At 62.9% G+C, this 9781-nt stretch carries 9 protein-coding genes; 7 read left to right on the forward strand and 2 right to left on the reverse strand.

The features are described from left to right. The first annotated feature begins 24 nt into the window (after nucleotides 1–24). The 7 genes from SynRS9902_RS13015 to SynRS9902_RS13045 all read left to right on the forward strand — a co-directional run bounded on the left by SynRS9902_RS13015 (nucleotide 25) and on the right by SynRS9902_RS13045 (nucleotide 7216). Nucleotides 25–1158 carry an RpoD/SigA family RNA polymerase sigma factor gene (locus SynRS9902_RS13015; RefSeq protein ID WP_186509437.1) on the forward strand — a complete coding sequence of 378 codons (1134 nt, stop codon included), beginning with the start codon at nucleotides 25–27 and terminating at the stop codon, nucleotides 1156–1158. 63 nt (nucleotides 1159–1221) lie between these two features. Next, nucleotides 1222–2871, forward strand: a complete 1650-nt coding sequence (locus tag SynRS9902_RS13020; RefSeq protein ID WP_186509438.1) for a CTP synthase — start codon at nucleotides 1222–1224, stop codon at nucleotides 2869–2871. 9 nt (nucleotides 2872–2880) lie between these two features. After that, nucleotides 2881–3498 (forward strand): 7-carboxy-7-deazaguanine synthase QueE, encoded by a 618-nt coding sequence (locus SynRS9902_RS13025; RefSeq protein ID WP_186509439.1) that lies wholly within the window; start codon nucleotides 2881–2883, stop codon nucleotides 3496–3498. Between the two features lie 67 nt (nucleotides 3499–3565). Further along, nucleotides 3566–4420, forward strand: coding sequence for an NAD(P)-dependent oxidoreductase (locus SynRS9902_RS13030; RefSeq protein WP_186509440.1), 855 nt, complete (start codon nucleotides 3566–3568; stop codon nucleotides 4418–4420). After that, nucleotides 4417–5097 (forward strand): 7-cyano-7-deazaguanine synthase QueC, encoded by a 681-nt coding sequence (queC, locus tag SynRS9902_RS13035; protein WP_186509441.1) that lies wholly within the window; start codon nucleotides 4417–4419, stop codon nucleotides 5095–5097. The genes SynRS9902_RS13030 and queC overlap by 4 nt, the downstream gene beginning before the upstream one ends. Further along, nucleotides 5094–6392: an anthranilate synthase component I family protein gene (locus SynRS9902_RS13040; RefSeq protein WP_186509442.1), complete on the forward strand. Its 1299-nt coding sequence runs from the start codon at nucleotides 5094–5096 to the stop codon at nucleotides 6390–6392. The genes queC and SynRS9902_RS13040 overlap by 4 nt, the downstream gene beginning before the upstream one ends. Nucleotides 6393–6403: 11 nt before the next feature. After that, entirely contained in the window at nucleotides 6404–7216 is an 813-nt protein-coding gene (locus SynRS9902_RS13045; RefSeq protein ID WP_186510668.1) for an aminotransferase class IV, read from the forward strand. A 19-nt stretch (nucleotides 7217–7235) separates the two neighbouring features. Here SynRS9902_RS13045 and SynRS9902_RS13050 read toward each other — a convergent pair whose 3' ends face one another. Together SynRS9902_RS13050 and SynRS9902_RS13055 are read right to left on the reverse strand one after the other, a co-directional pair. Beyond that, nucleotides 7236–8027, reverse strand: a complete 792-nt coding sequence (locus SynRS9902_RS13050) for an HAD-IIB family hydrolase (protein ID WP_186509443.1) — start codon at nucleotides 8025–8027, stop codon at nucleotides 7236–7238. Continuing rightward, on the reverse strand, nucleotides 8024–9751 hold the full coding sequence (locus SynRS9902_RS13055) for an alpha-amylase family glycosyl hydrolase (RefSeq protein WP_186509444.1): 1728 nt from the start codon (nucleotides 9749–9751) through the stop codon (nucleotides 8024–8026). The genes SynRS9902_RS13050 and SynRS9902_RS13055 overlap by 4 nt, the downstream gene beginning before the upstream one ends. Between the last annotated feature and the right edge of the window lie 30 nt (nucleotides 9752–9781).

Consider the following 9781-nt stretch of genomic DNA (forward strand, 5'->3'; position numbering starts at 1 on the left):
GTTGGACTTCACCAAGGCCAGCTTTTGCCCAGCAAGCCCCGACGGACCGGGGGGACCCGTGAGCGCCGCAGCAGCGGCACCACGGATCTACTGCGGCTTTATCTCCAGGACATCGGCCGGGTCGACCTGCTCACCAATGAGGAGGAGGTCACCCTGGCCCGCTTGGTTCAGCGCCGCGAAACACTGCTGCTCCAGCAACGGGAGCTGGCTGAGAGCGATGCCGCCATCGGTGAACTGCACCGTCTCGAAGAACTGCAACGCCGCGAAGCCAACCAGCACAGCCACTGGCCAACCAAGCAGGAATGGGCCCGGGCGGCAGGCCTGCACTTGCCCGAGTTGCAGCAGCGGATTGACCTGGGCTATCAGGCCTGGGCGGAACAGGCCCAGCTTGAGGCCAAAGATCTGAAGCTGGCCCTCCGCAACGGGCGGCGAGCCAAAGACCACATGATTCAGGCCAACCTGCGCCTGGTGGTGGCGGTGGCCAAAAAGTACCAGCAGCGGGGCATGGAAATCCTGGACCTGGTCCAGGAAGGAACGCTCGGGCTGGAGCGGGCCGTGGAAAAGTTCGACCCCACCCGTGGTTTCCGCTTCAGCACCTACGCCTACTGGTGGATCCGCCAAGGCATCACCCGGGCCATCGCCACCCAGAGCCGCACGATCCGTTTGCCCGTTCACGTCACCGAAAAACTGAACCGGATCAAACGGGTCCAGCAGGAGATTGCGAGCAACGAAGGGCGCATTGCCTCGATCGCGGATCTCGCGCGCGAGCTGGGCATCAGCGAAGACACCGTGCGCCAGACCCTGGCCCGGGTGCCCCGCTCAGTGTCTCTAGACACCCGCGTCGGCCGCGAACAGGACACCCAGCTCGGAGATCTGATCGAAGACGGCCATGCCACCCCCGAGCAGACCCTCACCCACGACGAACTCCACAACGACCTGGAGCATCTCTTGGATGAACTCACCAGTCGCGAGGCTGCTGTCCTGCGCCGGCGCTTCGGCTTGGAGGACGACACTCCCCAGACCCTGGCCCAGATCGGGGAAGAGCTGAAACTGTCACGGGAACGCGTTCGTCAGATTGAAACCCGCGCCCTACTCAAGCTGAGGCAACCCCAACGACGCAGCAAGATCAGGGATTACATCCAGGGCCTGGATTCTTGACACCGATCCCCCCCTGGAGCCCATGACCGACGCCAGGTAATTTGAAGAGTCGCCCGGCAGGTCATGGCCAAATTCGTCTTCATCACCGGTGGTGTGGTGTCCAGCATTGGCAAGGGGATCGTGGCGGCAAGCCTCGGCCGGCTGCTGAAGTCGCGGGGATACAACGTTTCGATTCTCAAGCTGGATCCCTACCTGAATGTGGATCCCGGGACGATGAGCCCGTTCCAACATGGGGAAGTCTTCGTCACCGAAGACGGCGCCGAAACCGATCTCGACCTGGGCCATTACGAGCGCTTCACCGACACGGCGATGTCACGCCTGAACAGCGTGACCACCGGCTCGATCTACCAATCGGTGATCAACAAGGAACGCCGCGGCGACTACAACGGTGGCACCGTCCAGGTGATTCCCCACATCACCGGCGAAATCCGCGAGCGCATCCACAGGGTTGCCTCCAACAGCAACGCCGATGTGGTGATCACCGAAATCGGTGGCACCGTCGGTGACATCGAATCACTGCCTTTCCTCGAAGCCATTCGCGAATTCCGCGAGGACGTGGGCCGCAACGATTTGGCCTACATCCACGTCACCCTGCTGCCCTTCATCGGCACCTCCGGCGAACTCAAAACCAAGCCAACCCAGCACTCGGTCAAGGAACTTCGTTCTATCGGCATCCAGCCTGATGTGCTCGTCTGCCGCAGTGATCGCGACATCAGCGACGATCTCAAACGCAAAATCGGCGGCTTCTGCGGTGTGCCCACCCGCGCCGTGATTCCTTCCTTGGATGCCGACAGCATCTATGCCGTGCCGCTGATCCTCGAGCAGGAGGGTCTGTGCCGTGAAGTTCTGGACGTGCTGAACCTGACCGACCATGACAGCGACATGGCGGCATGGGAACAACTGGTCAACAAGCTGCGCAATCCCGGCCCGTCGGTGAAGGTTGCCCTGGTGGGCAAGTACGTGCAGCTGAACGACGCCTATCTCTCCGTCGTCGAAGCGTTGCAGCATGCCTGCATCGCCCAGGATGCCTCCCTCGACCTGCACTGGGTCTGCGCCGAACAGATTGAAGCCGACGGCGCCGATGCACTCCTGCGCGGAATGGACGCCGTGGTCGTGCCCGGTGGCTTCGGCAACCGTGGGGTCGATGGAAAGATTGCAGCGATTCGCTGGGCCCGGGAACAACGGGTGCCCTTCCTTGGGCTCTGCCTTGGAATGCAAACCGCTGTGATCGAGTGGGCTCGCAACCAGGCCGGCCTCACCGAGGCCACCAGTGCTGAATTGAACGAGAACACGCCCCATCCTGTGATTCACCTGCTGCCGGAACAGCAGGACGTGGTCGACCTCGGCGGCACGATGCGCCTGGGGGTCTACCCCTGCAGGATTGCGCCGGGGACCCTCGCCCAAAGACTTTACGGAGATGAGGTGGTCTACGAACGCCACCGCCACCGCTACGAATTCAACAACTCCTATCGCAATCTGTTCCTAGAATCCGGTTACGTGGTGAGCGGCACGTCCCCGGACGGACGCCTGGTGGAGTTGATCGAACTGAAAGGGCATCCGTTCTTCACGGCCTGCCAGTACCACCCCGAATTCCTCTCCCGGCCTGGACAACCCCATCCGTTGTTCCGGGGATTGATCGAAGCAGCCCAACAACGCCTTCCCGATTCACCGGCTCAGGCATTGCGTCAAAAAGGGGACATTGCGATCCCATGAACCGCGTCGATGGCTGACTCCCAGCGTCTCCCGGTGGTGGAAACATTCCATTCCCTGCAGGGAGAGGGCCACCATGCCGGACGCAGTGCATTTTTCATTCGACTCGCGGGCTGCACCGTGGGCTGTCCCTGGTGCGACACCAAGCACTCATGGCCGGCCCAAGGGCACCCTGAGCAGCCCGTCGATGCCTTGGCTGATGCCGCCCGGATGGCTGCTGAAGCCGGGGCCAGCTTCGTTGTAATCACCGGTGGAGAACCGTTGCATCACGATCTACAGCCCCTCACCCAGACCCTCGATGCGCGATGCGGTCTCCCCCTGCATCTGGAAACCAGCGGTGTGGATCCGCTGAGCGGACGCTTCGACTGGATCACCCTCTCGCCGAAACGCCACCGCCCCCCACGGCAAGAGCTTCTGCAGGCCTGCCATGAGCTGAAAGTTGTGGTTCATGGCCCGGAAGACATCAGCTTCGCTGCAGCAATGGCGTCCCAGTGCGAGGACAACACAGAGCGGCTGCTGCAGCCGGGCTGGGAGAGCAGTATCGGAGAAGCCCTGGCAGTGGAGCATGTGCGTCAACACTCCCGTTGGCGCCTCAGCCTGCAGAGCCACAAATGGCTCGGAATCCGCTGAACAATGCCGTTAAGGGCAGGGTCCGCTCCACTACGTTGAGGTTGAACAGAATTTGATCGCCTGAGCCATGACCTCAGTGGCCGTTCTGGGCACAGGCCTCCTCGGAACGGCGATCGCAACGCGATTGCTGGAGCAGGGTCTCAACGTCCACGTCTGGAACCGCGACCCCTCCCGCATCGTCTCGCTCGTGGAGAAAGGTGCAACAGCGATCGACGATCTGAGGCAAGCCGCGCAAAACGACCGAGTCTTGATCACCGTCTTGCGTGATGGGGCTGCCACTGCATCCGTGATCGGCATGGTTGGGGCGTTGTCAGGCTCAACGGTGATCCCTATGGGGACCATGGGAGTGGAGGAGAGTCGCAAGCTCGCCACGCAGGTTGCAAACCAGGGAGGGCAGTACCTGGAAGCTCCAGTGCTCGGCAGCAAACCCCAGGCCCTCAATGGCACCCTGCTGGTGATGACTGGCGGCGAAGCGCAGGTCTTCGAAGCACAACAGCCAGTTCTCGCCCACCTCTGCCAGGACCCCCTGCTCGTGGGACCGGTTGGTAGCGGCGCTGCCACCAAGCTGGCTCTCAATCAGATGATCGCCAGCCTCACCCACAGCTTCTCGCTCTCCCTGCAACTGATTCAGCGGGCCGGCGTTCCAGTGGAAACGTTCATGGCCATCCTGCGGCCGTCAGCGCTCTACGCCCCCACCTTCGACAAGAAGCTGCAGCGGATGCTGTATCACAGCTACGCCGATCCCAACTTCAGCACCGCCCTGCTGCGCAAAGACCTGCACCTGTTCCTGGAGGAAGCGACAACGGCTGGGCTCCAGGATCAGGGGTTGAGCGGTTTGCTGACACTGCTTGAACAAGCCAAGGGCACCGAGCTGGATGAGCGGGACTACTGCGCCCTGCACGAACTCACGGTTCTGAGATGAGTCAACGCACTGCCATCGCGCTTCTCTCCGGAGGTTTGGATTCCGCCACCGCTGCGGCCCTTGCCCTTGAGCAGGGCGACCGCGTCATCGGCCTGTCCTTTGACTACGGCCAGCGCCATCGCCGCGAATTGGACGCCGCCGCTGCCGTTGCTGAGCAGCTTGGCTTGGCAGAGCATCACTGCATCAGCGTGAATCTGGCCATCTGGGGGGGCTCAGCCCTCACCGACGCCAGCATCTCGATCCCCACCGATGGCGTGGAGGAAGGCCGCATTCCGCCCACCTACGTGCCCGGGCGTAACACCGTGTTCATCTCCATTGGCCTCAGCCTGGCGGAGGCTCGCGGAGCCGAGAGGTTGGTGCTGGGCGTGAATGCTGTCGATTACTCGGGGTATCCCGACTGCCGGCCCGACTACCTCAACGCTTTTCAGACCCTGGCCGACCTGGCCAGCAAAGCCGGTCGGGAGGGCCATGGCGCCCAACTCTGGGCACCGCTTGTGCAGTGGAGCAAGGTACGCATCGTTGAAGAAGCCCTTCGCCTGGGTGTTCCGATCGCAACAACCTGGAGCTGTTACAGCGGCGGCACGCACCCCTGTGGCGTCTGCGATAGCTGCCGGATCCGTGATGCAGCGCTCCGCGAAGCAGGCCGGCCTGACCTCTGCAGTTCAACAGCGGCATGATCCGCCCACAACGGCTTGAACTGCCCTGGCAAGAGCCCCAAGCGCTCGCGCACCAACTGGCCCATGCCTATGGCGAGGAAGGCCTGGTCTGGCTGGATGGCGACGGCAGCAACCTTGGCCGATGGGCCACCCTGGCGGTGGCGCCCCAGGAGATCGTCTGCTGCCGTGGTCTCCCTGACGAGCCAGGAGCCAGCAATCCCTTCGAGGCACTGCGGGGGCTTGCCCCAGGGCATTGGTGCGGCTGGCTGAGCTACGAAGCCGCCGCCTGGGTGGAACCGGGAAACCCCTGGGCCAGCGATGGCATGGCCACGCTTTGGATCGCCCGCCACGATCCAGTGCTTCGCTTTGATCTCCAAAAGCGCAGGCTGTGGATCGAAGCCAGCAGCACGGCTGCTCTGGACCGCCTCACCCAACAGCTGGCCTCCAGCCCTGAGCAGCCCAAAGACGAGCCCCCATCAATCCCCCTAACGGCCTGGCATCACCACACCACACCCGAGCAGTACGCCGCAGGAGTGCGGCGCATCCGTGAGCTGATCGCTGCAGGTGATCTCTTCCAAGCCAATCTCACGGCCTGTTGCAGCACAGCCTGGCCCCAGGGAGGCAGTGCCCTCGAGCTGTTTCTCACCCTGAGGCAGGCCTGTCCTGCCCCCTTTGCAGGGCTGATCATCAGCGACCAGAACGAGGCGTTGCTGTCATCGTCCCCGGAGCGTTTTCTGCAGGTGAGTGCTGATGGAGCCGTACAAACCCGGCCGATCAAAGGCACCAGGCCGCGCCATGGCGACCCCGAACAGGATGCAAATCTCGCCGCGGAACTCGTGTGCAGCGACAAGGACCGCGCCGAGAACGTGATGATCGTCGACCTGCTGCGTAACGACCTCGGTCGTGCCTGCCAGCCGGGTTCGATTCAGGTTCCCCAACTGGTAGGTCTCGAAAGTTATGCATCTGTGCATCACCTCACCTCAGTCGTGGAGGGACAACTTCAGGCCGGATTGAGCTGGGTCGATCTTCTGGAAGCCAGTTGGCCTGGGGGGTCAATCAGCGGGGCGCCGAAACTGCGGGCCTGCCAACGTCTGCATAAGCTCGAACCCACCAGCCGAGGGCCTTACTGCGGATCACTGCTGCGGGTCGACTGGGACGGCAGCTTCGACAGCAACATCTTGATCCGATCCTTACTACGCCAAGGCGACACCCTGCGAGCCCATGCCGGCTGCGGAATCGTCGCCGACTCGGATCCCCTTGGCGAAGCAGAGGAGTTGATGTGGAAACTTCAGCCCTTGCTGGAGGCGCTGACATGACCACCGCTGACATGACCACCTCAGTCGCCTGGATCGACGGCCAGTGGGGAACAGCAGCAAGCCTTCAGCTTCCCCTCGACGACCGCGCCCTGCTCCTGGCCGATGGCCTTTTTGAAACCGTGCTAATCCGCAACGGTGCGCCGCAGCTCCTGCAGGAGCACCTGCAGCGCTGGAGCGACAGTGCAGCTCTGCTGGGCATGGACCCGCCACCGCAGCGGGACGCGCTGGAGCCCCTGATTGAAGGCGCGATTCAACGCAGCAAGCTGAGCGAAGCTGATGGAGCCCTGCGCCTCAACTGGAGCCGGGGCAGCACACCTCAGCGCGGAATCGGGCTGCCGGCCCCAGGGCACCACCGCTTTTGGCTCACCCTCCAGGCCTGCACACCAACATTTTCAACCATCACCACCATCACCAGTCGCCATGAGCGCCGCAATGCCTCCAGCCGCTTGAGCCGTTGCAAGACCTTTGCCTACGGGCAATCGATCCAGGCCCGCAGGGAGGCCCAGGAGCAAGGGGCCGACGACGCTCTGCTCTTGAACACGGCTGGAGCCCTGTGCTGCGGAACGGCGGGCAATGTGCTGGTGCTGCGTCGCGGACAGTGGCTGACACCACCTCTCAGCAGCGGCTGCCTCCCGGGGGTGATGCGGGGCCGTGCACTCGCCCGAGGCATCGCGGTGGAAACCGAGCTGGCGGCCGCGTTCGATGCCGACGATCAGGCCGTTCTGATCAACAGCCTCAGCTGTCGACCGATCGCGTCCCACAACGGTCAACCCATGGCGGCAACCACTGCCGCAGTGGAGCTCTGGCAAGCCTTGCTGGATTGAACCAGAGGCCAGCGATGGCCTAGATCCGGAGAATCCGGCGCACAGCCTCGTTCCAACCGTTGGCATGGGGGGCTGCCGCCAGCTGGAAACGCCCGGCAGCGATCCCGGAACGCAACTCGGGATGGGGGCCATCGGGCCCGGGAACAACGACAGCGATGTCAGCTACCTCGAGCAACGGCAGATCGTTGGGGGAATCCCCCAAGGCCAAGACCTGCACCTGCTCAGCACCCAGATGTCGCTTCAGGGTGGCCAAAGCCTTGCCTTTACTGATGTCCGGGCCCAGCAGGTGACCCATGCGGTTGCCCTGCACCACCGTCAGGCCCATCCGCTGCACCAGGGCCTCAAGCCGAAGGCGTCCCTCCGCCGAGGGCGGAACAAAAGGCACGCTGCAACAGCGCCGCTGGGCCTGGCTTAAGGCTTCGCCGCCAAGCCCCAACAAGCGCTGCCCTTCCGCCTCACTGAGTTCATCCAATGGACGCAGGGGCTCACCCAACTCGGCCTGAAGACGCTGCAACTGAGGTTTCAGCGCCGTCCAATCCGGACCCAACGCCAGCTCCCAGGGCATCCCGTCAGGGGTTTCACCGTGCACGGCACCACCGTTTTCAACGATGTACGGGTCATGAAGCCCCGCCTCAGCGCGAAAGCCGCGCACTTCCTCGGCCGTTTTGCTGGTGCAGGGAATTACCGGAATCCGGTGCTGTTGCAGCTCACGGATCAGATCCTTGGCCGGCGACCAGTCGTAGCTGTGGTCCAGCAACGTGCCGTCGAGATCGGTCACCACCCACCACGCCGGCTCAACACTCGCGGTCATGGCTGAACCAACCAATGCACCGCATAAGGCTCCAGCGAATGCAACTGATGTGGTGCGAACACATGACCGCTCAGGCAATCGGCCCAGGGCTGGTTCAGATCACCACCCAAGCGACCAAGGCGCAAGCTCAGCCGTGCTGCCGTCATGTTGTGAACGGCCACCAGCGTTTCCCCACCGCGGGAGCGCTGCAGGATAACGCGATCACTGCGATCCGCACTCAGCACCGTCATCGGGGCATCCGGGTGCAAGGCCGGATGAACAGCCCGTTCTGCCAGAGCCCGCCGCAACACCGGCAGCAGCCCGGAGACATCTGAATCGGGATCCGCCAGGCGGCGCTCCAGGGCCTGGGCCGTGAACTGGGGCCGATTCAGATCCCGGCGATGGCCCGTGCGACGAAAGCGGGTCAGATCATTGGGAGCCGCCAGCAACGCCGGCAGATAGAAAGCGGGGACCCCTGGCAAGACCATGATCAACAGTTGGGTGAGCAAGAAGCGCTCCCGTTGGAGATAGGTGGGATCAATCCCCCCATCCGCCATGGCACTCCACCAGCTGATGTTGATTTCGTAGGGAACTTCGTCGCCGGAACTCAGCATCCTGTGGCTGACCAGTCCACCCCGTTGCTCACAGCCGATCAACAGCTGCAGTAAGCGCTTCTGGGGCATCAGGCCCTCCAACGGCCGTAAACCGATGCCGTCATGACAGGCGGTGAAATTGAGCAACCCCGTTTGCAGCGGCAAGTCGGGCCAACGACTCAGCCAGGCATTGAGCAGATCAGCCCGACCACTGACGCTGGCCTCAAGCAGCAGAGGCGGCAGGGGGAAATTGTAAGCGAGATGCGCTTCATCACCGCTTCTCAGATAGGAGAGGTTTTCTTGCTCCGGAACATTGGTCTCAGTGACCACAACGCCATCGGGTCCCACCTGATCGAGGAGCAGCCGCAGCACCCGAACCAGTTGATGGGCCTGCGGCAGGTGAATGCATGAGGTGTGGGGTTCCTTCCAGACAAAACCCACGGCATCCAGACGGATCCAACGCACCCCATGCCGGGCCATGCGTTGCATCAGCCGGGCAAAGCCCAGCAGCACCTCCGCACTGCGCCAATTGAGATCCACCTGATCCGGTCCAAAGGTGGTCCAGACCTGACGGGCACCAACGGGGCCCCTCAATTGCGTGAACAGATTGGAACTGCGCGGACGAACAACATCCGCCCAGCAGGGATCAGGGGCTGCCTCGAGCACACAGGAGCGGCCGGGCTGCTCATCCCGCATGAACTGCTGCACCCAGGGGTGAGAAGCCGACACATGATTCAGAACCAGATCGGCCATCAGCCGTCGGCCCTGGGCCAGGGCGGCGAGATCACGCCAATCCCCGAAACGCGGCTCGAGCGTGGTGTGGCTGGCCACCGCAAAACCGCCGTCACTGGTGGATTGCAGGAACGGCAGCACATGAATCACCGCTGCGAAGGGCTGCAGATGGCGATTCACAAACGTCTTCAACGCCTGAAGCCCAGGAAAACCCTGCTCACCAATGGTGTCGGCGTAGGTGATCAAGACCACATCGCCACCGTCCCAGCGATCGATGTGTTTTGCCGTATCGCCATCTCCTGACGATTGGCTCAAGATCTGCAGCAATTGCGACGACAACTCCTTGCCATCCCCGGAAGAATCGTTGGGGTACAGATCGCCAAGCAGGGTCCGCAGCGTCTCGTCGCGCGGGGGCTGCATCACCTTCCTCCTCCAGATCTTTCAGGTATG

Origin of the sequence: Synechococcus sp. RS9902 (assembly GCF_014279635.1) — a bacterium.
GTDB lineage: Bacteria > Cyanobacteriota > Cyanobacteriia > PCC-6307 > Cyanobiaceae > Parasynechococcus.

Excerpts from the sequence above, each read along its gene's own strand:
- SynRS9902_RS13050 (WP_186509443.1), bottom strand. The coding sequence starts at position 8,027 with ATGACCGCGAGTGTTGAGCCGGCGTGGTGGGTGGTGACCGATCTCGAC.
- SynRS9902_RS13020 (WP_186509438.1), top strand. The coding sequence starts at position 1,222 with ATGGCCAAATTCGTCTTCATCACCGGTGGTGTGGTGTCCAGCATTGGC.
- SynRS9902_RS13045 (WP_186510668.1), top strand. The coding sequence starts at position 6,404 with ATGACCACCTCAGTCGCCTGGATCGACGGCCAGTGGGGAACAGCAGCA.
- SynRS9902_RS13030 (WP_186509440.1), top strand. The coding sequence starts at position 3,566 with ATGACCTCAGTGGCCGTTCTGGGCACAGGCCTCCTCGGAACGGCGATC.
- queC (WP_186509441.1), top strand. The coding sequence starts at position 4,417 with ATGAGTCAACGCACTGCCATCGCGCTTCTCTCCGGAGGTTTGGATTCC.
- SynRS9902_RS13040 (WP_186509442.1), top strand. The coding sequence starts at position 5,094 with ATGATCCGCCCACAACGGCTTGAACTGCCCTGGCAAGAGCCCCAAGCG.
- SynRS9902_RS13055 (WP_186509444.1), bottom strand. The coding sequence starts at position 9,751 with ATGCAGCCCCCGCGCGACGAGACGCTGCGGACCCTGCTTGGCGATCTG.
- SynRS9902_RS13025 (WP_186509439.1), top strand. The coding sequence starts at position 2,881 with ATGGCTGACTCCCAGCGTCTCCCGGTGGTGGAAACATTCCATTCCCTG.